Consider the following 24,096-nt stretch of genomic DNA (forward strand, 5'->3'; position numbering starts at 1 on the left):
TCGGCATTTCTCGTATCCAGTTCCGTGAGATGGCATCTGCCGGTCTCATCCCTGGTGTGAAGAAGGCCAGCTGGTAGTCACATCCTCACTGTAGGGGCACCCTAGCCCCTGCGGTCTCGTTCACCACATCGCCGCCCTATACTCTAGGGTAGCGATGTGGTGAATTGCTCTAGGGGGCTACTATCATAGGGTCACCAAAGACCTGCTATGTGAAGCGTCTTAGCCCTTTTCCTTAAAGCGAATATTATACCGATTGTATATTATTATCATTCAGAGCTAGGGCTTCTCTTTCCCGATCTAAGGCGTGGAGGGAAGCCTGTGTGCTAAACCAAATTAATAAGACAGAGAAATGGGAAACTACTCTGGATACCCATCCTTGGGGTAAAGTCTTCCTTGATGAAGGTCTTCGCAGATCTTATCAAGCTCTGTGAAGAGCATGGGCTTACATACTATCTCAGTGGTGGTACTGCTATCGGTGCTGTCCGGCATAATGGCTTCATCCCCTGGGATGACGATATCGATATCTATCTCCTAAGAGATGACTATGAGCGTTTCCTCTCCTTGAGGAATAGCCTCCCTAAGGATAGCCCCTACGAGATCATCGATATGCAGAATCCGGGCTACTATCTCCCCTTCGCAAAGTTCTGCAAGAAGGATTCTACAATCTGGGAGCATGGCAATATCCCCTTCCTCATGGGGCTCTATGTCGATGTCTTCCCTATGGATGAATTTAATGAGACCAAGGAGAATATTAAACTAGCATCTGACTACCGCAAGGCATGGGAGGCTTATCCTCGGAGCCTAAGGAAGCATAAGCTACAGCACTTCACGTCCAAGATTCGCCAGGGACATCTTCGTCCTATCCCTCGAATGATCGAGGATATTCTCTGGATCTGTCCTCGGGAGCATGTCTACAGAGAGCGGATCATAGAGATGGACAGAGCGATCAAGGAAATCAAGGGCGATTATCTTTACTGCTACGGGCTGAATCGAGGTGCACTGAATAAGGTGTATCCTAAGGATTGGTTTGCAGAGCGAGTCGATATTTCTTTTGAGGGGCTGACTGTCAAGATCCAAAAGGGCTACGATAACTATCTCTCCAAGCAGTTTGGTAACTACATGCAGTTCCCTCCCGAGTCTGAGCGTCTGAGCACACATAAGCGATTCTTCCTAGAGCTTGACCATCCTCGTCGTTCACAAGAGGAGGTTCTTGCTATTAAAAAGGAGCTCGGAGAGCTTTAGTCATCCCCCTCTGTTTGTATCCCCTCTGATACTGTGACTCCTATGCGAAGACGATTACTCCTCTCCCTCCTCTCTGCCCTTGTCCTAGTGATCGGGGGCGCCAGCTCGGATAGCCTAGCCTCAGAAGCCAGGCGTTGTACAGGTAGCCCGTACTGCCGAGCCTGCAAGAATTGTCGCTATTGTAAGCATTGTTCTCGTCCAGGCAATTCCTGTGGCGTCTGCGCACCGCCTCGGAGATAACTCTAAGGAGATGAAATATACAAACGACAGTGCCCCTAGCTCATAGCGAGCTAGGGGCACTGTCGTTTGTATATGCTACTAGGTGGAGGGGCTAGTAGCCAGGGTTATTCTTCCCGAAGTTGGGGTTGCGGTCGATGACGCTCTGGGGGATCGGGAGGTAGCGGAAGTGTGGGCGGAAGGTGCGGTTCTCTACCAGCTTGGCTTGTGGCGAGGCACTGGGGTCGATCGTAGCACGAGTTTGAGGGTTCGTACCCTGAGCATTGACTGTTCCTACCATACGCTCTAGTGGGCCGTTAAGAACGGTCTCGGCTAGCATCTTGCCATCAGCACCCTTCCAGCGGAGGATGTCGGCACGGCGAAGCCCTTCGCCTGCAAACTCTACTGCACGCTCACGATGGATCAGCTCACGGAGCTTGTCCTTGGTCGCATACTTCGCTTCGTCTACCTTGGGCATCCCAGCACGCTGACGCACGAGGTTGATCTTGGCATAGACGTCTGCTGAGGGGCCGTGTAGCTCGTTCTCTGCTTCTGCGTAGGTGAGCAGCACCTCAGCATAGCGGAAGACGATAGGGCAAGCATTCGTAGACCACATGTCTGCATACTGATTAGCTGGGTAGGTGTACTTGTTCCAGGTCAGTCCAGTCTTGGAGCTATTATTTGCGCTCTCGGGGTAGTCTTCGTTCTTCTTCTGCTGTCCCTTCTCATCGGTGATCGTTTGGTCGAGGGAGTTGTAGATGAGCTGTTTTCCCTTAGGGTTGAGGTAGTTGGCACCTGGGTAGCAGATGGTCATCCCTAGGCGAGGGTCTCGATCCTTGAAGGGGTGCGTAGCATCATATCCAGAGCCGGTCTCGTCGATGGTAAGCCCATTCTTCATCTCGTAGGTATTGACGAGGTTGGCGGTGGGTACCATGGATGACCATCCCCCTACGGCATTATTGAGCATCGATCCGATGGCAGTATAGAGAGGCTTGATGGTCTCTAGGTACTGTACGGCGGCGATGATCTCTGTGGAGCTCTGTCCCTTTACGGTGAAGAGCTCTTGGTAGTCACTCTCTAGGCTGTAGATGCCGAGATCGATGATCTCCTTAGCCTTATTCTTAGCGATCTCCCAGTCTCCATAGTAGAGTGCTTCACGCATTCTGATGGCTAGGGCGGCACCCTTGCCTAGGCGACCACGGACGACGGAGGCCTGTAGGTCGGGGAGTGCTTCGTCGAGGTCCTTGGCGATGTAGGCACGTACCTCGGCCTCGCTCTTGCGGGGGAGGCGGGCTTCATCAGCGAGCTCGGGGAGCTCGATAATGGGTACTCCTCCATAGAGGAAGTTCATCGTGAAGTACTGATAGGCACGGATGACCTTGGCCTCAGCGATGATGCGCTTCTTCTGAGCCTCTGGGATAGAGGGGATCTGCTCGATCTGCTTCAGTAGGAGGTTACAGCGACCGATGGTTGCGTAGCCGTAGAAGGAAGCACCGGGGCTGCTGGGGCTCATCGTACCATTACCGATGGCTCTAAAGCCCTCATGCGCATGGAAGCTAAAGCCGAAGTCTGAGAGGCAGTCCATGTAGAGGATCGTCGATCCGCTCTCCCAGCCATCGTAGCATCCGACGAGGAACTTCTCTGCGTCCTCGGCGGTCTTCCATGTGGTCTTCTGTGAGAGCTGGCTACGGGGAGCAGTGTCGAGGAAGCCAGAGCAGGAGACACTACCAGCTGTCAGGAGACCAGCCAGTAGGTACTTATATAGATTGTTCATTATCGTAGTCACGTTAGAAGGATACATTTAGCCCAAGGGAGTGCGTACGCAGCAGAGGATAGGAGGAGAGACGCTGGCTCGTAGCCTCGGGGTCGATATTGCCACGCATGTTATCCAGGGTGAAGAGGTTCTCGGCCGAGTAGTACACACGTACGGAGGATACGCCGAGAGTTGCTAGGAGGCTCTTGGGCAGGGTGTAGCCGAGCTGGAGATTCTTCAGGCGGAGGTAGTGTGTGTTCTGTAGCCAGAAGGTCGAGCTTACCTCGTTGTGATTAGCGTGTCCGCTGAGGTAGGCACGAGGCATCTTGCCTGATGGGTTCTCGGGGCTCCAAGCCTTACGCCATTCCGTAGAGGGGTGTCCTGTATCCCCAGCGAAGGAGCCGAAGACCTCGGAGCTGTAGAGGCGAGAGGCTGCTGCCACACCGCTAAACATAGCCGAGAAGTCGAAGGAACGCCAGCCGAGGTTGAAGTTCAGAGCGAACGTATAGGCAGGCTCTACGGGGTTAGTATATACACGGTCATTACCGTCGATCTTACCGTCGCCATTGACATCGACGTAGCGGATATCCCCAGCCTGAGGACGAGAGCCGAAGGGAGTGCCATACTTAGCTACGAACTGGTCGGCCTCCTCCTTGGACTGGAAGAGTCCGTCTGCCTTGTAGAGGTAGTAGGTCTCGAAGGGATGCCCGACGGCGTTGCGTGTACCGGCAGTGCCGTTCATATACTTGTTCGCTCCGAGGCTGAGGATCTTATTCTTGTTGTAGGTGAAGTTACCGCCTACACCCAGAGTCCAGTCTCCGAAGGTCGTCTGATAGTTCAGTGCTACCTCGACCCCCTTGTTCTCCATCGAGCCTACATTAGCGTAGTAGGGATTGAGGGGGAACTCTGCAGGTACGTCTACCTTCATGAGGATGTCGGTCGTCTTGCGTGCATAGAGATCGATCGACCCCGTCAGCTGTCCTGATAGGAAGCCAAAGTCAAGGCCGACACCCACGTTGCGGCTCTTCTCCCAGCTGATATAGTTGAGCTTGAGATCGGTCTGGGCATAGCCCGGAGTCAGGCTGCCGCCGAAGGGGTAGGTCGCTCCGATGTTGTAGGTGTTGAGGGCTGGATAGTAGTCGTTCAGAGCCTCTTGGTTACCCAGTAGACCCCATGAAGCACGTAGCTTCAGATCGCTTAGCACGGGGAAGAGGGGCTGCATGAACTCTTCCTTGGAGAGACGCCAAGCAGCGGAGAAGGAGGGGAAGTAACCCCAGCGATAGCCATCGGCGAAGCGGGAAGAAGCATCTGCACGGAAGTTGGCCTCGAGGAGATACTTGCCATCGAAGTCATAGTTCAGACGCCCAAACCAAGAGAGCATGCGTAGCTGTGCAGTCGTCCCCTCATTCTGCTGGGTCGAGGAGGAGCCTGCGCTGAGGTCAGTGAGGTCGTTCGAGGGGAAGTCCTTGCGCTTACCCTGCATGAACTGGGTATGGAAGTCCTCTGCGTGCCACCCGAGGAGCGCCTTGATGTTGTTCTTGCCAAAGCTCTTGGTGTAGTTGGCAAAAGCATCGAAGTTGGCACGGGTCCAGAGGTAGTAGCGTTCATCGAGGTTGTTGGGCGAGGTCACCTTGTGATCATTGTACTTGATGAAGGGGACGAAGGCCTTGTAGTGCTGGAGGCTCGCTACATAGGCGACGTTGGCCGTGAGGGTAAGCCCCTCGAGGACGTGGAAGTCTAGTCCCCCAGTGGCGGAGATATTGTGGTTATCTCTATCTATCGTCTGTCCAGAGTCTAGCCAAGCTAGTGGGTTACCGTCACCCGTTGTACCCCAGCTCTTGCCGTCCTTGCTACGTCCGAGGATCCAAGGGGAGATGATATTCAGCTGTCGGATGATCTGGTCTGAGCCCCCCGATACATACGCATTGTTGGGGTCGGAATATTTATTCTTGATGTAGGAGAGACCGAGGCGAGCCTTGATGAGGCGGCTGAGGTTGAGGTCGAGGTTGGTACGTGCGTTGAACTGGTTACGCTTGGCATTGGGGAGGATACCCGTCTGTCCTAGGTAGCCAATAGAGGCCATGTAGCGCACCTGCTCTGTACCCCCACTGACATTGACATTGTGGTGCTGCATGAGGGCTGTGCGGAATGCTAGTCTATACCAATCCGTATTGGGGTGTCTCTCTGGGTCACTGCCGTCCTTGAACTTCTTCAGGTCATCGTCCGAGAAGCGTGGAGCCTTACCAGCAGCCTGCATGACCTTATTATATAGGGAGGCATATTCGTAGGAGTCCATACGCTCCATGAGGCGGGTGGCATTCTGTATCCCGACGCTACCCGAGTAGCTGACACGAGCCTTGCCGGACTTACCACGCTTGGTCGTGATGAGGATGACACCATTGGCAGCCTTGGAGCCGTAGATGGCAGCGGAGGCTGCATCCTTGAGCACAGAGAGGCTCTCGATGTCACTTGGATCAAGCATGTTGAGCGTCCCAGACTCTAGTCCATCGATGAGGATATAGGGGTCTGCGTTGTTCAGGGTACCAGTCCCACGGATGCGGAGCTTACCGCCGTCGAGTCCAGGAGCACCGTTGGTAGCGGTGATGGTGAGCCCAGGGACGAGGCCTTGTAGGCCGTTGCTGAGGTTCTGTATGGGGCGGGCTTGTATCTGCTTAGGGTCAAGGGCGGTGACGGAGCCCGAGAGATTGACCTTCTTCTGTGTGCCATAGCCCACTACGACGACGTCTCCGAGGAGCTGAGCATCCTCCTTGAGCGTGATCTTGAGTTGTGTCTGCCCAGCTACGGATACTTCCCGTGTTTCGTAGCCGATACAGCTGATGCGTAGGATCGCATCCTTTTGTACCCCCGAGAGGGTGAATGCGCCATTGACGTCTGTGGTGACACCCTTTGATGGGGTCTTCTTGAGCACGACAGAGGCACCGACGATAGGCTCGTCTTTGGTATCCACGATTGTGCCGTGGACGGTTAGCCCCTGAGCCATGAGCTGTGGGGCTAGATAGGTCGATAGGATCAGCAGCCAACTGAACCAAAGAGACCTAAGGATGAATGTCTTCTTCATACACTTGTGTCTAGTGAATTAAAATGTGGTTACACTGCATGCCACTCGGCTTCGGTGGCATGACGATCACTCCCTAAGGCATCATGGGTGGGAGCAAGTGATGAGCCTCTCGCCCGAGGCGCATCGTGGTATCCTATCTGTTGTATTTCAGTTCAAACTTATAAAAAATACGAGACAATACCTAGGATAGCTCCCGATATGCCCGGGGTCGGGTATGAGGGGAGGGAGTGAGGGGGCTATAGGGGGTAGGTCTAATGGGGCTAATAGGTCTAATAGGTCTAATGGGGTGGGTCGGTCAAATGGGTGCAATGGGTCGGATGCCCCTGATTCACAGAGCTATCTAGTGTCTCATAGCGTGCATACTGAGAAGGCCATAACGCGCATACCGAGAGCGCCGAGACGCGCATACCGAGAGCGTCCCTGCGCTCCTATAAAGAGCGTTCCCGTCACCTATGTAAGGTGATTAGAGCGTTCTTACCGAGAGCACTTTGGGGATGTAATGTGTGTGGGGTACCGAGCTAGGAATGAGTGTTATAGCTGAGGTGCTTTCGGGGGAGCAGGGGGCTGGCGATTGGGCTCCCTGTGGAGAGATGCGCCCCTGCTACGATACTAAGTCGGATGGATGCACTAAATGCCTATATTTGTGGGCATATAGCAGCATGATATAACATCATTATTAAGGTATATGCACATAACACGTACTGCTCTTTGTCCCCTCCTGCTTTTGGTCGGAGGGCTTAGCCTTCCCCAACTTGCTTCGGGGAGCGTCCCTATCCAAGTCTCTAGCCAGAGCACACTACCGCAGCCCGACAAGCTAAAGGTCGGGGCGAGTACCCAGCCCTCGTTTCCCGGGGGGATGGATTCCCTCCGAGCCTACCTCGAACAGAGAATAGTCTACCCAAAGGAGGCTCTGCAGAAAAAGATCCAGGGGCGAGTCCTCATCACCTTCGTTGTCCAGCCTGACGGACAGATCTCTGACATGTCGGTATTGAAGGGGGCTGATCTCCCCCTAGATAGGGAGGCTATAAGGGTCATCCGGTCGATGCCTCGCTGGGTGCCAGGCAAAGAGAAGGGTATCGCTGTAGCGAAGTCGGTGACCATCCCGATTACCTTCAAGCTTCCCACTAGTAGCTCTGTCACATACGTCCCTAACCCTACGTCCCAAAAGGAAGCCAAGAGTCAGGAGGTAGAGGACAATCTCCAGCCGATGTTCCCCGGTGGGGATCAGGCTCTGATTGCCTATATGGCAGACAATTTAGTCTACCCAGAGGAGGCCGTGAAGAAGCAGCTCCAGGGGCGACTCCTCGTCCGTTTCGTTGTCGAGCCTGACGGGCAACTCTCTCAGGTAGGGATACACCGCAGTATCCATCCGCTCCTAGATGCAGAAGCTGTGAGGATGGTGAAGTCGATGCCCCGCTGGATACCTGCTCGCAATAATGGTGTCGCAGTAGCGGCTCCGATGATGCTCCCGATCACCTTTAAGCTCCCCTCTCAGGGGCTAGCAAGTCTTGTCGATCGTCTTCAGAAGAGCAACGTAAAGCAAGTCGCCGAGCCTGATAGCATCCCTGTCATAGATGAGAACAGCACCGACATTGAGCGCCCCCTCTTCCCCGGTGGTGATCAGGGTCTCTCGGACTTCCTTAGGTTAAATCTAGAGTATCCGGAGGTAGAGTATCGCAACCGTAATCAGGGGGAGGTGCACCTACGCTTCGTCGTGGATGTCGATGGATCTATCTCTCAGGTCACGGTCGTCAAGGGGACTAGCCCTGCCTTCGAACAAGCCGCCCTAGATGTGATGAAGCTCGCCCCTAAGTTCATCCCTGCTCGTAAGAATGGGCAGCCGCTACAGGCATGGCACTATATGGCCATCAAGTTCTTCCCACGATAGAGGCCATGGGAGAGCCACTCTGATGTACTAAGGCTCTCTCCTCGACCTATAAGTAAGGGAGACCACGAATAAGGGAGGTTATCCCCCTATCAAGGGAACTCGGGGGAAGGTTAGCGATCCAGCTAGCCTTCCCCCGTGTCCGTCGTGGTGCGTCTGCCTACGCTTTGACGCTCCAGACTTCGGACGAACGAGTGGCGGAGAGCCTAGAGAGGCAAGTGCTCCCCCCTGCCCTCGGCAAGTAGTCCCCGATAGCGACTAGAGTAGGGTAGAGCCCGTAGGGCGACTGCAGTGTGGGCTATTTGTCCAAGTACGGATAATGGCTACCTTTGCTTCATCTTAGTAATCATGAGCTAACCCTATGACAAGAAAACAAATCATCCTATCGACGCTCCTTGTACTCGTCGCCTCTCTACCTTCCTTTAGTCAAGCTGTGGTGCGAGAGATGTACAAGTGGGTCTCTAACTATAATAGCGAGAAGGATCGTATTTTTGATTATGCCTACCTCACGCTTTACCTACAAGACGGAAAGGTCACGGGCGGAGTGCTGAACGCTACGACAGATGAGTATGATGAGATCCGTGAGGGGTATGTCTGTGGCTATTCTATCTTCCCGCTGAAGAATGTACGAGTGGATGGGGATACTATTCGCTTTATGATCGAGGTAGAGCGAGAGGATGATCTCTTCGCTACACCTCTTCCCGCAGGGATGGAGACATGCCAGTTCGCCCGAAATCTAAAGTACCCCAAGTGGAAGCATGCTGTACCCCAAGAATGGGTGTTTGCGACGAATAAGCCCGAGTATGTGGTCGTTCGTCTGAAGGATGGTAACCTCAGCGTCCGCCAAGGGGAGAGAGATACCTATCCTAAGGTGCGCATCTTCGTGTATCAGCCCTCCTTCTACGTCATGCCACAGGATATTGACCCCGAGAGCTGGTAGAGCAAGGGGATGTGCATAATGTCTCCCTTACTCTCGGATATAGCTCCTAAAAAAATACCTAATCGCCCTATGACAAGAAAACAAATCATCCTATCGACGCTCCTTGTGCTCGTCGCTACTTTCCCTTCCTTTGGGCAGGAGGTGACACGGAAAATGTACAAGTGGGTTTCTGACGATAACAGCGAGAAGGATCATATTTTTGATTATGCCTACCTCACCCTCTATCTACAGGACGGAAAGGTCTCGGGTGGAGTGCTGAATGCTACGACAGATGAGTATGATGTACTTCGGGAGGGGTATGTCTGTGGCTATTCCATCTTTCCGCTGAAGAATGTGCAGGTGAATGGAGATACTATTCGCTTCACGATAGAGGTAGAGCGAGAGGATGATCTCTTCGCTACACCTCTTCCCGCAGGGATGGAGACATGCCAGTTCGCCCGAAATCTAAAGTACCCCAAGTGGAAGCATGCTCTACCGCAGGAATGGATATATACGCTCCCTAAGCCTGAGTACACGGTCGTTCGTCTGAAGGATGGTAACCTCAGCGTCCGCCAAGGGAAGGGTTCTAACTATGAAGATCTGCGCATCTTCGTGTATCAGCCCTCCTTTTACGTCATGCCACAGGATATTGACCCCAAGAGCTGGTAGAGCTATAGAATACTAGGTGACAGAAAAGCATTAGGGGGCTCCAGCACATAGATGCTGGAGCCCCCTAATACTTTTCTAAAGACTGCCTAGGAGAATGCTACTTCTGATGGCTGAGGCACCAGTCGTAGGCATTGCGGAAGGCCTTGAGCCAAGGTGTCGCCTCATGCTCCGAGCGTACCCCCTCGGGGTAGTAGGCACACTGCCAGGGGAAGATCGCTCGCTCAGGGTGGGGCATCAGCGCCAGGTGACGCCCGTCGGCACTGCATAGACCAGCGATGGCATCAGGCGAACCGTTGGGGTTGCCTGGGTAGGCATCGTAGTCGTAGCGTGCGATGACCTTGTAGTGGGAAGTCTCGTAGGGTAGGGCAAACTTCCCCTCCCCATGCGCAACCCATACACCGAGCTTCGTACCCGAGAGATTGCCGAGCATCACGGAGTCGTTCTCGGGGATGGCGAGGCTGACGAAGGAGCTCTCGAACTTGTGGGAGTCATTGTGCTCCATGCGATGCTTCAGCTCATGCTCGGGGTAGAGTAGCCCCAGTTCCGCCATGAGCTGACAGCCGTTGCATATCCCGAGGCTGAGGGTGTCGGGGCGAGCATAGAAGCGGTCGATCGTGGCCTTGGCCTGCTCGTTGTATAGGATGCCTGCTGCCCAACCCTTAGCTGAGCCTAGCACGTCAGAGTTGGAGAAGCCTCCACAGAAGACGATCATCTGCACATCCTCCAGCGTCTCCCGACCCGATATGAGGTCTGTGAGATGGACATCCTTGACATCGAAGCCAGCGAGGTAAAGGGCGTAGGCCATCTCTCGCTCGCCATTCGTTCCCTTGTCTCGTAGGATAGCTGCCCGTACGGGCGCCTTTGTGGCGCGATCGGGGTTGGCCTTGAGGTCGGCAAACTTCCCCGTGAAGCTCTCGGGGAAGGTATAGCGGAGGGGTTGCTTACTGTAGTTCGCATAGCGTGCTTCGGCCAGCGTCTCTCCACTCTGATAGCGGTCGAGGAGGTAGGAGGGACGATACCACAGCTCCCGCTTGGCATCTATATCGAGGGCGAGGTGCTGCTTGCCTTGGCGGATCGTGAACGTACGCCCTGTGGCCGTAGGTGTGGCGATACGGGCAAAGCCGATGCTTGCTGCCGTGAGCACCTCCTCGAGAAGCTCTGGGTGAGAGGTCTGGACGACGACACCGGGGTTCTCGGCGAAGAGGAGCTTGACAAGGTCGGTCTCTGGGATAGCGTTGAGATCGACCTCGAGTCCACCCTGCTCGTTGGCAAAGCACATCTCTAGCAGTGTGGTGATCAGTCCACCAGCAGAGATATCGTGTCCAGCGACGAGGGCTCCACGTTCCAAGAGCTCCTGCACCGAAGTGAAGGCCTCACGGAAGTATTCGGGCTCCCCGATGTAAGGAGTCTCGTCTCCCACCTCAGCCAGTACCTGAGCAAGGGAAGACCCGCCAAGGGCGAGCGGAGCAAAGCTAAAGTCAATATGATAGAGCGGATAGCGAGGGTCGGGGATGAGGACGGGAGAGAGTACCTTCTTCACGTCTGAGACTTCACCCATCGCACTGATGATTACCGTCCCTGGGCTCAGTACACGAGACCCGTCGGGGTACTTCTGCGTCATGGAGAGCGAGTCCTTGCCCGTGGGGATGTTGATGCCGAGCGAGATGGCGAGTGCAGAGGCAGCCTCTACAGCGTCATAGAGGCGAGCGTCCTCACCCTCGTTGCGGCAGGGCCACATCCAGTTGGCACTTAGCGAGACGCCCTCGAGTCCATAGGTGAGGGGGGCGAAGACGATGTTGGTCAGTGCCTCTGCGATGGCTAGCTGTGAGCCAGCCACGGGATCGACGAGGGCGGCGGCAGGGGCATGCCCGATAGAAGTAGCGATCCCCGACTTGCCTCGGAAGTCCACGGCCATGACACCACAGTCACTCAAGGGGAGCTGTATCGCCCCCTGACACTGCTGGCGTGCCACACGACCTGTGACGGAGCGATCGACCTTGTTGGTCAGCCAATCCTTACAAGCCACTCCCTCGAGCTGTAGGACACGGTCTAGGTAGTGCTCTACCTGAGTGCTGTCGTAGCTGAGGGCAGGGTAGTGACGCTCCACGGTACGGTCGTGCATGTAGGTCTTAGGTGCAGAGCCGAACATATCGGACAGGTCAAGGTCAATAGGCTTGTCCCCACCTGCCTCTTCGAAGGTCAGGTGCATATCCTCGGTCGTCTCCCCGACGACGTACATCGGAGCACGCTCACGCTCTGCGATACGGGCGATACGCTCTAGGGATTCTTCTCCGACGAGTAGCCCCATGCGCTCCTGGCTCTCATTGCCGATGATCTCACGGCTGGAGAGCGTCTCGTCCCCGATGGGGAAGGTGCTGAGGTCGAAGTGTCCGCCCGTCGTCTCGACAAGCTCCGAGAGGCAGTTGAGGTGTCCACCAGCTCCGTGGTCATGGATGGAGACGATGGGGTTGTCCTCGCATTCTGCTAGGGCGCGGATGACATTCTCGACACGCTTCTGCATCTCGGGGTTGGCGCGCTGTACGGCATTGAGCTCTATGGCTCCTGCATACTGACCGGTATTGACCGAGCTAACTGCGCCACCACCCATACCGATGCGGTAGTTGTCACCGCCGAGCAGGACGACCTTCTCGTGGGGCTTGGGTGTCCCCTTCTGTGCATCACTGCGGCGGGCATAGCCGACACCGCCTGCGAGCATGATAGCCTTGTCATAGCCATATACCTGTCCTTCGGTCTGGTGCTCTAGGGTGAGGACAGAGCCACAGATGAGGGGCTGTCCGAACTTGTTCCCGAAGTCACTCGCTCCGTTGGAGGCCTTGGTGAGGATCTGCTGAGGTGTTTGGTAGAGCCATGGACGTGCAGGTAGAGCCTCTTCCCAGGGGCGGTTGTCTTCGAGTCGTGGATAGCTCGTCATGTAGACGGCGGTACCCGCCAGAGGAATGCTGGCTCTACCGCCTGCCATACGGTCTCGGATCTCCCCACCTGTACCTGTGGCTGCACCGTTGAAGGGCTCCACGGTGGTGGGGAAGTTGTGGGTCTCGGCCTTGAGACTTAGCACGCTATCTACAGTCTTACGCTCAAAGAAGTCTGGACGGTCAGCCGAGGCAGGAGCGAACTGCTCCAAGTCTTTAGGTCCGTCTATGAAGGCAACGTTATCCCGGTAGGCGGAGACGAGGTGGTTGGGGTTAGCGGCGCTGGTGTCCTTGATCATAGAGAAGAGCGAAGCCTCTCGCTCCTCCCCGTCGATGACGAAGGTTCCCCCGAAGATCTTGTGTCGGCAGTGCTCGGAGTTCACCTGCGAGAAGCCGAAGAGCTCGCTGTCGGTCAGGGGACGTCCGAGTCGCTGGGAGAGCTGCTCGAGGTACTCGATCTCTTCGTCACTGAGTGCGAGCCCCTCGCTCTGGCTGTAGGCTCGTATGTCCCGCACCTGACGGATAGGCTCTGCCACCTGCTGGTGGGTGAATACGCTCTGGTCGAGTCCCTGATAGAGGTGCTGGAGCATCGGGTCGTAGGGGGCATCAGCGCTCGAGACCTCCTCGAAGGCCTCGATACGTGTGATGTCGGGGATCCTCATGTTACGCACGATCTCTACGGCATTGGTGCTCCATGGGGTGATCAGCTCACGCCGTGTCCCGATGAAGAAGCCTGGGAGTGACTGGCTGTCGAGGGCTGTTGCCCCAGAGAAGAGCCAAGTGAGAGACTCCAGATGCTCTCGTCCTATGGCCTGATGGCTCTCGACGATGTAAAGGGTAGAGCTACTGGGAGCTCTGAAGAACGTAATCATTCCAATTCTAAGTAATACGGAGTAGGTGTAGGGATGAAATGGAGGTGCGTGCTCGGCTTACCCAATCGGTGCGCCTAAGACGCTGTGCAAAGATAGCTAAAAGCAAGGCTCCGCAAGACGAGACCTGATCGGTCTGCTAGTCTGCGGAGCCCTTTGCTGTAGGGTGTAGCCATCTCGGGCTGTGAGTGTATGGATGCCTAGCTGGGGATACGTAGTGTACGCCCGATGCTTAGCTTGGCTTTAGAGGCTATGCCATTGGTCTGGCAGAGCTTCGAGACACTCACGCCGTAGTGGCGTGCGATGGATCCTAGGGTGTCGCCCTTCTTGATGCGGTGCGTCTTGAATTGTTCTTCATTGGCTACCCCACTCTTCTTCGGCTTTGCTGTGGCATGTGCCATAGCGAAGGAGCGTGGGACTTGGTAAGCACCTTTGACAAAGGCGAAGACGTCGAAGCGAGGTACTCCAGCCTCGAAGTCGAAGAGGTCTGTGGGCGCTAGGGGGATCCCCATGAAGCGAGCCTCGAAGTGTAGGTGCGGTCCTGTGGAGCGTCCAGTGTTGCCTCCTAGACCGATCGGGTCGCCAGCCTTGACGACTGTACCCTCACGGACAATCGAGCGGGACATGTGCCCATATACAGTCTCTAGTCCATTGGGGTGACGGATGACGAGGTAGTGCCCGTACCCTCTACCCTCATAGGCTCGGATACGTACCTTGCCCGAGAAGGCTGCGCGTACCGTGTCGCCCACACTGAGCTTGAGGTCTACCCCATAATGCATTCGTCCGAAGCTACGGCGGTATCCGTAGTGCGAGGTGATCTGTCGGGTCTCGATTGGCATTACGAACTCCTGTAGGTCGATGTCCTGCCTATCGGGGATATTCACTGCCATCCCAGCAAAGGGATTGACGTGACTACCCCACGAGTCGTCACCATAGATGTCTACCGCTGGAGCCTCCAGATCTTCCTTCTGCTTCTCGGCCTGTAGCTCCGCCTCTCGGCGTTGCTTCTCCTTGAGCAGTCGGTTCCGGATCTCTAGTCGGTCTGCTAAGAGCAGATGCTCGCCCGCCTGTGTGGTCGAGCCCTGCTGTCCAGCTGTCGTGCGTGTCTCTTTCCTAGGTGTCTGTCCCTTCACTTGGGCATTGGCCCAGCTTGTGAAGGTTGTGGCGACGAGACACAGAGATGCGCATAACAGTTGCGTCTTCTTTCTTGTCATACCAGAGAAAAACGTTCAAAAAGTTAACTAACACTACCACAAGGGGCGCGTCCCTCATGGTGTCCCTTGCCTGCGGATGCCAAAGCACGGAACGAATACAAAGATAGTCAATTACATATAATACACAACCTCGCCTACTCCCCAGTATCCCTGAGGGCTCAGCGTAGGCACTCATTATAGTGTGTCCTGACTAGTCTACTAACGCTGCTCCAAGAGGCTGCAGTATTTCCTCCGCTCATTTTATTATTTCCGATTCATTCCCTGACGCAGGGGAGGCGATCTCTCTCGTGCACTCCAGTCTTTGGCTCTTTGGGGGGCATTGCATCCCCTAGGGTGCTTAGCTGTGCTCCCAGAGCCTAGGCGTTATCCCCGAGGAAGAGACATACAAACGAGCTCTACCGAGGATATACTTAGAGCGATGTTGTGTACACGCGTGTATACAGTTGTGTACACACGTGTACACTCACCCCTCCTAACTAGTAGGTATATGCTCGGTGTGCTACCCCACTCAGCACGATGAGGAAGGCAAGCACAACCCCCTCCTAGCTAGTAGGTATATGCTCGGTACGCTCCCCCCTAGGAAGCAGATACTTCTACCGTCGGCGTATGCTCCTTGGCAACTTTGCCCTCTCTCTATGGTGGCTTCGTGTGTCGGCTCAGGTGTTCTTCGCCTCCCTTGGCGAATGTTGCTCCATATATTATATATGGTATGGCACGATCTGGGCCGAAGCTATATCCAATCATAGCGAGACAGCCCCGAGTCCACAGAATAGGACTCGGGGCTGTCTCGCTATTTATCCCTCCTATGGGGAGGTGTGCTTAGCGTGCGTTCAGGAAAATATCTCGGATATCCGTAGCGTGGTGGAAGTCGTAGAGCTCTAGGCTCTTCACTGGGAGGCTGCCCGTATGCTGGATGGGTAGTCGTACGGCCTTGGAGAGATGATGCAGGAGAGGCCCTCCTCGTCCCTGATCAAGCCAAGAGACATAGAGCTGATCGGTGTCGGTATTGATCCCGAGGGTCATCTGTAGCCCGAGCTTGCTGTCACTCTCGGTGCGACCAGCTATGCGGTAGTAGAGCTTGGCCTCTAGTCGCTGGATGGTCTCTGCTGGCGTCCCTGCTGTGAGATGGGTGCGGTAGACACTGCGCTCTCTAGCATCAGACCCACTGCCCGAGAAGAAGAGTACCCGTGATGTGGCATCGTAGGCCATAGCACGTCCTGCACCCTCTGTCAGGGTGAAGCGAGCCGAGACCTTCCCCTCCTTCATCGAGAAGAGCGTGTAGCGATTGGCATCGTCTCGGAGCACTAGGTACTCGCCTCCCACCTGATAGATCTGGCTGAACTTGGCTCCTGCGGGAAGGACCTCGATCGTCGTGCTACTCGTCGAGCCAAGGGTAAACTGTAGGGCTACCCGATCATACTTGCGGAAGAAGTACCCCTTGTCCTGCCACGAGGCTGCTGCTAGGGGGTACTCCCAGTTTCCTCCGACGGTGATCCGGCTCAGCTTCCCATCCTCGGGGGTGAGGCGGTAGAAGGACTTCTTGCTAAAGGCTAGGTAGGTAGAGCCATCCGAGAGGACGAAGCTCTGACGTACCCAGTTGTCATCATTCGGCTCTTCGATGCGGATGTTATGCTGGATCTTGAGCGTCTTCCTATCCAAGAGGAGTAGGCGAGAGGCATGTCGGTGCTGGGTAAAGTCGTACTTCGCTAGTAGGGCGATGTAGTTCCCCGCTACACTCAGCTGGGTCTCGCAGACATCCTCGTGCCCCTCATAGTCGGGGTTGAGGTCGGCTAGGGCATCACCAGTACGTCGCCCTGAGGGATCGATGAGGAAGAGGTGAGGGGCTGAAGCGACGCCCGTAAACTCATTGTAGTGATAGACCGGGAGCCCCGTGTCGTGCAGGAGTGTATAGCCCTCATACCCTTCGTAGGGTTTCTTCGGCTTCTTGGGTTGCTCCGGTTCCTTAGGATCCTTGGGCTTCTCAGGCTCTTTCGGCTTCTCGGGCTGGGGGGTAGGAGGGACGGGCTCAGGAGCCTTGCTCCTACACCCCGTGGTGAGGGTACCCACTACGAGGGCAAGGGCGAGGATAGAATAGATCTTCATAATAGCGATATGGATGAGGAAGGCTCCGGTGCGGAGCCTTCCTGGGTAGCGAGACTAGGGGCATAGTCGCTGAGGGGACTACCTATGCCCTTAGTCTGAATGAGTCTACTTCAGCTCCTTGACGGTGAAGCCGTGCCACTTGCCGTCCTTCAGGTCGTAGCCAGCCTTGTCTGCGGGGGAGAGGTAGAGGGTAGGGGAGATCATACCATGGAAGGTCACACTGCCATCCTGAGGCATATCATCCTTGTAGGGGGTGAAGTCTATCTGAGGCTTTGCCCCGAGGATGAGCGTGAAGTGCCGTGTAGGATCGTACTTGCCCTCGAGGACGCCCCGACCGATCGTCTTGACTCGGGGAAGGCTGAGGTAGGTGAGGCGGATGGGATTTACGGCGCCGTAGCTATTGAAGGCTAGGTGACCGATCTTCTCGAGGTGGGGGAAGTTCAGCGCATCGAGCTTGCCGTTGAAGGAAAAGACCTGCTCCCCGATGCTCTTGAGCATGGGGAAGTGAACGAACTGGAGGCTGTAGCATGCTACGAAGGCATTATCCTCGATCTCCTCTATCCCTTCGCCGTAGATAGCCTTGAAGTTTTGGAACCGGTCTCCGAAGACCCCATTCCCGATCTTCTTGATGTTGCTGGGGAGGATGAGCACTCCATTGCGACCACGACCCGAGAGGACATTGTTGTTCTTGATCCGTTCGAGGACGCCATTCTTGACTACGTAGTCTGAGGCTGAGAGGGTGGCTGGGATCTCGATCCCATCTAGGCGAGCGAAGTGGTGACGAGCGATATACTCGAAGTAGGCGAGGTAGTTGGGGTCAGCCTTGGGATTGAAGGTGAGTACCTTCTCCTCGGGTGTTCCCCAGAAGGCATCCTCGGCCGTGTAGGAGCTCTTGTTCAGATTGTCGATTGCCAAGGGTGGACGCTGTCCAGCGCCGAAATCAACCTTCATCAGCGAGGAGCAACCCTTGAAGGCTCCAGCCTCGATCTTCGTGACACCTGGGGCATGGATCTCCTTGAGGCGAGTGTTCCCTGCGAAGGCCTTTTCCCCAATCGTATGCACCTTGTCCTTGTCTAGACGGACGATCCCATCAGCTGGGGTGGCATCGGCTCCGAAGGCGATTAGTACGCCCTTCTCGATCTTCATCCCTTTAGCGGGGGGCTCAGGGGTAGGGGTGGGAGTAGGTGTGGGTGCGGGCTTGGGGGTAGGTATAGGAGTATCCTTGCTCTTGCAGGAGGGCAGTGTGCCTAGGGCAAGTGTCAGCCCTAGTGCGATCAGAAGTTTGCTAGTCGTCATGTGGTCTGTGATATATAAGTTACACTCCCTGCCCCACGAGTAGGGCAGGGAGTGCTGTTCGGTGTCCCCGAGGGGACACTAGGATAGGGATGGGTTAGGGCTTCTTTGCTTCGACAACGAAGATATCGAGCCACTTCTTACCTAGACCGCCATAGGCATCCACTGCAGAGGCAGGGACGATAACCTTAGGTGCAGGGTTCTTGGTCTTGAGTGCGCTGTCGAATAGCGTTTGTTTTGCTCCAGAGGGAGGTGTTGCCCCGAGCTCAATGGACTCAATCTTATTGTGGAAGTTGAATACATTTTCACCAAAAGATGTGAGTGCTGGCAGTACAACAGTTTTCAGACCGCCATCAAAGCGAGCTCTAAAGGCATCATCGGGAGCAACCTTGAGTAGAGGGAAGTTGAACTCTGTGATGCTGGAGGAACTGAGGAAGGCTCCCTTTCCGACTTCTTCTAGCAGGGGTGCTTCGAAGGTCTTAAGGGCAGTACAATAGTATACTCCACGGTAACCGATCTTCTTCAGTTTTGGGAAGGTTGCCTTGCGAATAATGGTGTTTCCTTCAGGTCCGAACCCCTTGTCTGCAATCTCTACGACCCCAGGACCAACGAGCTCGACAACCTGAGACTTACGCTCAAAAGCGCTCATTCCGATCTTGGTGATGTAGCTGGGGAGGACAACCTTCTCCTGACGAGCTACGCTAGCAGGCCACTTCTTGAGGGTGTTGCCTTCGATGACGACTCCTGCAGGAAGTTCAATAGGCTCTTCGCCGTTGATCGTCTTGAAGTGGTGCTTCTTGGCGAAAGCTAGGTAGTCCGCAACCTTTTCGGTAGGGACAACGAGATTCTTCGTGTCGGGAGTGCCTTCGAAGGTGTCATCAGCGACTGTGGGGACGGCCTCGCCTAGCTCTACCGTTGAGAGTGCAGAGCAACCCTTGAAGGTCTTAGCTCCGATCTTCGTTACGTGCGTAGCGTGTACCTCCTTGAGCTGTGTCTGACCAGCGAAGACTTCGTCAGCGATGCTGGTGACGTTCGCTGCGAGGGTGAGCTTGCCATCCTCGGGGAGGAGCTCTGCGGGGTAGACCTTGAGTACACCTGCCTCGATGAGGATCGTGGGAATAGGCTGACCGTTGATGGTCTTGAAGTGATGCTTGGTGGCGAAGGCTCTATACTCCTTAGCCTTTTCGGCTGGGACAATGAGGTCCTTCGTGTCGGGTGTACCTTCGAAGGCATCATCTGCTACCACGGGGATAGTGGAGCCTAGGGTGAGGGAGGTGAGGGCGGTACAACCCTTGAAGGCTGCTGCCTCTACCTTGGCGAGCTTGGGAGCTTCGACCTTCTTTAGGGTCTTGTACCCTTCGAAGACCTTTGCATTGATCGTGGTGACCTCGGGGAGGCTGACTGCGCCGTCCTTAATCTCCTTCTCGGGGTAGGCCGAGAGGACACCGTTCTTGATGACGATACCGGACTGAGGCTTTGGCGTGGGTGTTGGTGTTGGATCCTCGTTGCTACGGCAGGAGGGGAGTGCGCCGAGGGCAAGTGTGAGCCCGAGCGCAAGCACTAGCTTACTGATGTTCATAATTAAGATTGAAAAATCGAATTACTACGCCACCTACCCCGCGTGGGCAGAGGTGGCGTAGTGAAGGGAGAGTTACTTGGCAATAGAGCCATTGGGGAGGTTAGCAAAGCCCTCGCCACGCTGTGGGAGGAGGTGCTTGAGCGTCTTAGGGTACTGGAGGTACTCCTGGGGTACGTTGCCCGAGAGACGGTTGCCCGAGACAGAGAAGATCGCATAGCCGTATTCAGGTAGGCCGTGGATGTGAGCGTACTCCTTGTCGTTGGGGAGGTACTGCTTGATACGTGCGGGCATGTGACCCGTGAGGTCATTGTCTCGTAGGTCGATCCAGAAGAGGTTGGGCTGCTGTGCACCACCGAGGTCAGCAGGGATACGGCCTGTGAGCTTGTTGCCATTGAGGTAGAGCTGGTAGAGACCGCTTAGGGCAGCCAGCTCCTGAGGAATGCTCCCGGAGAACTGGTTGTGCTCGAGGTTGAGGTTCTGTAGGCTCTTTAGGTTGCCGAGGCTTGCGGGGATTGTACCCGAGAGCTGATTGTAGCTGATGAGGAGCTCACGGATGCTAGAGAGCTGACCTAGTTCGCTGGGGAGCTCGCCGCTGAAGGAGTTGCGTCCTAGAGAGAGGTAGGTGAGGTCCTTGAGCTGACCGAGCGAGGCTGGGATAGCACCCTCGAAGCGGCACTGATAGGCTGCGAAGTAGCGGAGGGCAGTGAGCTGTCCTAGTTCACTGGGGAGCTCGCCCGTGAAGCCCTGACCAGAGAGGTCGATGTAGCGAGCCTGACGGAGGTTACCGATCTCCTTGGGGAGCTTGCCTGAGAGGGTCTTGAGGTTGGGGCGGTGCTCCTTAGCCGTCTTCATATCACCATCCCACCATGGAGATAGGTCGTAGACGCTGGCACTTAGGTCGAGGGTGTCGATCTTCGTGAGACGTCCGACCGCAGCAGGTAGGCTACCTGTCATGCTGGTGAAGCGTAGGCGTAGGGAGATGAGCTGCTCCAGCTGGAAGAGTTCCTCGGGGAGCTGTCCGGTGAGCCCTTCGTTGTACTGAAGCTGTAGGATGTTCAGTGCGGTGAGCTGACCGATGGAGGCGGGTAGCTGCCCCTGTAGCTTGTTAGCTCCGAGGTAGAGGGCGGTGACACGTGGCTGACCAGCTACCTGACGTACCTCGATGCCCTCCCACTTGGAGAGGGGAGCCTCAGAGATCCAGTTGTTGGTTCGTGTCCAGGAGTCCCCATTGGTAGCCTGATAGAGGGATACGAGGGCGAGGCTGTCTGTGCTCAGTGAGCCAGGGATAGCCCCGAGGGCTTGTTCCTCGGCCACTCGTGCGCTCGTAGGGCTCGTGGTCTTGGCTGTTTGGCGGTTCGTAGGCTCGTTGGCTTCCTTACCACAGCTTTGGATAATGCCACCTAGGAGCATAAGAGCCCAGGCGGAAAGAAGTGTTTTCTTCATTGCTCGAAGATTCTCTTTTTGTATGATAATTTATAGTGGTCTCAAAGAGAGCTAGTCCAAAGGAATAGCCTACAAAGGTACTACAACTTCTGCTTATATGCGGTGTTTGCGAGGCTAACCCCTTGTGTAGCTCTTCCCTAGCTCCCTCTACGACTCGTCGTAATGCTCCTCTACTAGGGTGTTTGCTTTGCCTTAGCGCTTTGGGCTGCTTTCTGTAGTTCGGCTTCCTCTTTTAGGCGCCTTTTGACTCTGTATGCGTAGATGTCCTCGCGGATAAAGCCATACTTGAGGAGTCGTTGATAGGCTTTCCGATCCTCCTGTAGCTGCTCGAGTGTCGCATCGTCTGGGAGATCTTGACCACTCCATGGGTTAACTGGGATGTACCGAACAAAAAAGTAGCACTCATGCCTTATCATATACTCTGGATAGCCGAAATTATTATCAAAAAACGCCCCGCATACTCTATAGATCTGCATGCGTCCCTGATGGTCACGTGTGACGATACGGATCCGTCGCTGATCCTCCTTGCTGATCGGGCGATATATATGCCTTAGGAGGGTATCGGTGAAGGCCTTCATGGGATGGAAGACGAGACCTGAGTCGGTCGGCAGCTCTGCCACGCTATCTACGTAGAAGGAGAGCATACCCTCATTCCTATTGAAGCCGTAGCGGAAGGCGGGTAGCTGGAGTGAGTCCTGCACCCCACGCCAAGCGGGGGCGATAGAGAGCCAACCCTCGTTGATGGGGAGCTTCCTTCTGCTTGCTCGGGCAGATAAGTGCTCGCTTTCCCTTCGCCAAGCGTCGAGCTTAGGGCCGAAGTCTCGGTGTCGTAGCATCCTCTTGGACTTGCGGAGGTCAAAGAGGAGGTAGATGAGTTCGTCCTTTCCTTCGGCTCTTGAGGTCAAGGTCAGCCCTGGGAGCACGAGCGCCGTGAGTACAGCCCCAAGTATTACTCTGAGGGCATAGTGGTGTAGATGATAGTTAGTCTTCATATATGATAGGTTTAGTATTGTTGCGTGAGAGCGTCTGCTCAATGAGTTTTATCTCTCCCGGGGAGGGTGGAGGTCTCTGCCTTACGGCTCCGCCTAGCTTCGTCTGTGGAAGAAATGCGTCTGTGGGTGCTCCCACTCCTCTCTCGTGCCAAAGGTAGCAAATACTCGCTACCGTCCCTCTATATAATGTAGGTAGGTGCGTGACCCAGTATTAGGTGGGCATGTATTACGTACTTTCCTTGTCTCCCCTCACAGTCCTTTCTACTTCGTTCTTTCCTGCTTGTTATCCCTTCGTTGGCGCTCTCAGCGTATCCTGTTTTGTGTACACGTGTGTATACAGTTGTGTACCCACGTGTACACTGTTGTATACACGCGTGTACACTGGGGCGCTCATTACTACTTCGTCTAGGGGCTCCTCTCAGCTGTACGAATAGGCTCTCCTCGGCACGCTAGAAGGGCTCATATCAGCGCAACGAATGGGCTCGTGCCAGCTCTACAGCTAGCCTTTTCTCGCCATCGCCCCTACGTCCTTATAAATAATGTACCCGCGTGCGAGAATAGAGGGAATTTGCGTTGTGATTTGGAACTATGGGGAGAAATGCACTACCTTTGCAGACGCAAATCCAAGCGAGGAGGTGCACAGCAAGCGAGACGAATGAGGAGGAAGAGACGGAGCGAGGGCAGAGACGTTTGCGAGAAAATTTGCGGTAAAGTTTGGTAGTTCGGAAAAAAGCAGTACCTTTGCAACCGCAAAACGCAAGACGGGTGGCCGGAAGTGATTGCGACCACGACGACGTATAAGCGATCTTTGAGATAATTGATATTGACAAACAGAAGTGTAGTAACAAACGTTTAGGGAATATAAAGACCTAACCGTCAATTACGGACCTTTACTTAGGTAGAGATACACTAATAGATCTGAAGCAAGAAAACATCTTCGGAGCAAGACAAACAGAAACAAAGTACAATAAAAATATTGACAATGAAGAGTTTGATCCTGGCTCAGGATGAACGCTAGCGATAGGCTTAACACATGCAAGTCGAGGGGCAGCATGGTCTTAGCTTGCTAAGACTGATGGCGACCGGCGCACGGGTGCGTAACGCGTATGCAACTTGCCTCACAGAGGGGGATAACCCGTCGAAAGACGGACTAATACCGCGTACACTCCAGTCTGGGCATCCAGGCTAGAGGAAATGAATTTCGCTGTGAGATAGGCATGCGTCCCATTAGCTAGTTGGTGAGGTAACGGCTCACCAAGGCGACGATGGGTAGGGGAACTGAGAGGTTGAACCCCCACACTGGTACTGAGACACGGACCAGACTCCTACGGGAGGCAGCAGTGAGGAATATTGGTCAATGGGCGAGAGCCTGAACCAGCCAAGTCGCGTGAAGGAGGACGGTTCTATGGATTGTAAACTTCTTTTGTAGAGGAATAACGGCAGCTACGTGTAGCTGAGATGCATGTACTCTACGAATAAGTATCGGCTAACTCCGTGCCAGCAGCCGCGGTAATACGGAGGATACGAGCGTTATCCGGAATTATTGGGTTTAAAGGGTGCGTAGGTGGCGTATTAAGTCAGTGGTGAAAAGCTGCAGCTCAACTGTAGTCTTGCCGTTGAAACTGATATGCTAGAGAGGAGACGAGGTATGCGGAATGTGTGGTGTAGCGGTGAAATGCATAGATATCACACAGAACGCCGATTGCGAAGGCAGCGTACCAGGCTCCGTCTGACACTGAAGCACGAAAGCGTGGGGATCAAACAGGATTAGATACCCTGGTAGTCCACGCAGTAAACGATGAATACTAGATTTTTGCGATATAGTGTAAGAGTCTAAGCGAAAGCGATAAGTATTCCACCTGGGGAGTACGCCGGCAACGGTGAAACTCAAAGGAATTGACGGGGGCCCG

At 54.9% G+C, this 24,096-nt stretch carries 13 protein-coding genes, 1 rRNA gene and 1 pseudogene; 6 read left to right on the forward strand and 9 right to left on the reverse strand.

The features are described from left to right. Positions 1–77 (forward strand): annotated as a pseudogene (locus QZ554_RS04640) (30S ribosomal protein S14); the annotation flags it as partial. A 319-nt stretch (positions 78–396) separates the two neighbouring features. Further along, positions 397–1,242: a phosphorylcholine transferase LicD gene (locus tag QZ554_RS04645; protein ID WP_297194704.1), complete on the forward strand. Its 846-nt coding sequence runs from the start codon at positions 397–399 to the stop codon at positions 1,240–1,242. A 331-nt stretch (positions 1,243–1,573) separates the two neighbouring features. On the opposite strand, the gene QZ554_RS04650 is transcribed toward QZ554_RS04645, so the two are convergent. Together QZ554_RS04650 and QZ554_RS04655 are read right to left on the reverse strand one after the other, a co-directional pair. After that, the gene (locus QZ554_RS04650; RefSeq protein WP_297194705.1) at positions 1,574–3,232 is read right to left on the reverse strand and encodes a RagB/SusD family nutrient uptake outer membrane protein; all 1,659 of its coding nucleotides are present in this window, start codon (positions 3,230–3,232) and stop codon (positions 1,574–1,576) included. A 13-nt stretch (positions 3,233–3,245) separates the two neighbouring features. Beyond that, a complete protein-coding gene (locus tag QZ554_RS04655) occupies positions 3,246–6,290 on the reverse strand; it encodes a TonB-dependent receptor (RefSeq protein WP_297194706.1) in 3,045 nt (1,014 codons plus the stop codon). A 685-nt stretch (positions 6,291–6,975) separates the two neighbouring features. On the opposite strand from QZ554_RS04655, the gene QZ554_RS04660 reads away from it, so the two are divergent. The 3 genes from QZ554_RS04660 to QZ554_RS04670 all read left to right on the forward strand — a co-directional run bounded on the left by QZ554_RS04660 (position 6,976) and on the right by QZ554_RS04670 (position 9,763). Next, complete coding sequence (locus QZ554_RS04660; RefSeq protein WP_297194707.1) at positions 6,976–8,178, forward strand: energy transducer TonB; 1,203 nt, start codon at positions 6,976–6,978, stop codon at positions 8,176–8,178. A 358-nt stretch (positions 8,179–8,536) separates the two neighbouring features. Further along, on the forward strand, positions 8,537–9,115 hold the full coding sequence (locus QZ554_RS04665) for a hypothetical protein (protein ID WP_297194708.1): 579 nt from the start codon (positions 8,537–8,539) through the stop codon (positions 9,113–9,115). A gap of 69 nt (positions 9,116–9,184) precedes the next feature. After that, positions 9,185–9,763 (forward strand): hypothetical protein, encoded by a 579-nt coding sequence (locus tag QZ554_RS04670; RefSeq protein ID WP_297194709.1) that lies wholly within the window; start codon positions 9,185–9,187, stop codon positions 9,761–9,763. A 97-nt stretch (positions 9,764–9,860) separates the two neighbouring features. On the opposite strand, the gene purL is transcribed toward QZ554_RS04670, so the two are convergent. The 7 genes from purL to QZ554_RS04705 form a co-directional block, all read right to left on the reverse strand. Further along, complete coding sequence (purL, locus tag QZ554_RS04675; protein WP_297194710.1) at positions 9,861–13,565, reverse strand: phosphoribosylformylglycinamidine synthase; 3,705 nt, start codon at positions 13,563–13,565, stop codon at positions 9,861–9,863. A 197-nt stretch (positions 13,566–13,762) separates the two neighbouring features. After that, a complete protein-coding gene (locus tag QZ554_RS04680) occupies positions 13,763–14,776 on the reverse strand; it encodes a M23 family metallopeptidase (protein ID WP_297194711.1) in 1,014 nt (337 codons plus the stop codon). 819 nt (positions 14,777–15,595) lie between these two features. Next, a complete protein-coding gene (locus tag QZ554_RS04685) occupies positions 15,596–16,879 on the reverse strand; it encodes a hypothetical protein (RefSeq protein ID WP_297194712.1) in 1,284 nt (427 codons plus the stop codon). Between the two features lie 105 nt (positions 16,880–16,984). Beyond that, positions 16,985–18,175: a leucine-rich repeat protein gene (locus QZ554_RS04690; protein ID WP_297194713.1), complete on the reverse strand. Its 1,191-nt coding sequence runs from the start codon at positions 18,173–18,175 to the stop codon at positions 16,985–16,987. 94 nt (positions 18,176–18,269) lie between these two features. Beyond that, positions 18,270–19,751 (reverse strand): leucine-rich repeat domain-containing protein, encoded by a 1,482-nt coding sequence (locus tag QZ554_RS04695; RefSeq protein WP_297194714.1) that lies wholly within the window; start codon positions 19,749–19,751, stop codon positions 18,270–18,272. A gap of 72 nt (positions 19,752–19,823) precedes the next feature. Continuing rightward, positions 19,824–21,194, reverse strand: coding sequence for a hypothetical protein (locus QZ554_RS04700; protein WP_297194715.1), 1,371 nt, complete (start codon positions 21,192–21,194; stop codon positions 19,824–19,826). Positions 21,195–21,367: 173 nt separating this feature from the next. Further along, positions 21,368–22,186 (reverse strand): hypothetical protein, encoded by an 819-nt coding sequence (locus QZ554_RS04705; protein ID WP_297194716.1) that lies wholly within the window; start codon positions 22,184–22,186, stop codon positions 21,368–21,370. 979 nt (positions 22,187–23,165) lie between these two features. Between QZ554_RS04705 and QZ554_RS04710 the strand changes: the two genes are divergently transcribed. After that, positions 23,166–24,096: ribosomal RNA gene (locus tag QZ554_RS04710) — 16S ribosomal RNA — on the forward strand; the annotation flags it as partial.

This window comes from uncultured Porphyromonas sp., assembly GCF_915070105.1.
In the GTDB taxonomy this organism is placed as follows: Bacteria; Bacteroidota; Bacteroidia; order Bacteroidales; family Porphyromonadaceae; genus Porphyromonas.

Coding starts and splice junctions, on each gene's coding strand:
- QZ554_RS04645 (WP_297194704.1), top strand. CDS start 397: ATGAAGGTCTTCGCAGATCTTATCAAGCTCTGTGAAGAGCATGGGCTT.
- QZ554_RS04680 (WP_297194711.1), bottom strand. CDS start 14,776: ATGACAAGAAAGAAGACGCAACTGTTATGCGCATCTCTGTGTCTCGTC.
- QZ554_RS04650 (WP_297194705.1), bottom strand. CDS start 3,232: ATGAACAATCTATATAAGTACCTACTGGCTGGTCTCCTGACAGCTGGT.
- QZ554_RS04685 (WP_297194712.1), bottom strand. CDS start 16,879: ATGAAGATCTATTCTATCCTCGCCCTTGCCCTCGTAGTGGGTACCCTC.
- QZ554_RS04700 (WP_297194715.1), bottom strand. CDS start 21,194: ATGAAGAAAACACTTCTTTCCGCCTGGGCTCTTATGCTCCTAGGTGGC.
- QZ554_RS04705 (WP_297194716.1), bottom strand. CDS start 22,186: ATGAAGACTAACTATCATCTACACCACTATGCCCTCAGAGTAATACTT.
- QZ554_RS04665 (WP_297194708.1), top strand. CDS start 8,537: ATGACAAGAAAACAAATCATCCTATCGACGCTCCTTGTACTCGTCGCC.
- purL (WP_297194710.1), bottom strand. CDS start 13,565: ATGATTACGTTCTTCAGAGCTCCCAGTAGCTCTACCCTTTACATCGTC.
- QZ554_RS04695 (WP_297194714.1), bottom strand. CDS start 19,751: ATGAACATCAGTAAGCTAGTGCTTGCGCTCGGGCTCACACTTGCCCTC.
- QZ554_RS04670 (WP_297194709.1), top strand. CDS start 9,185: ATGACAAGAAAACAAATCATCCTATCGACGCTCCTTGTGCTCGTCGCT.
- QZ554_RS04660 (WP_297194707.1), top strand. CDS start 6,976: ATGCACATAACACGTACTGCTCTTTGTCCCCTCCTGCTTTTGGTCGGA.
- QZ554_RS04655 (WP_297194706.1), bottom strand. CDS start 6,290: ATGAAGAAGACATTCATCCTTAGGTCTCTTTGGTTCAGTTGGCTGCTG.
- QZ554_RS04690 (WP_297194713.1), bottom strand. CDS start 18,175: ATGACGACTAGCAAACTTCTGATCGCACTAGGGCTGACACTTGCCCTA.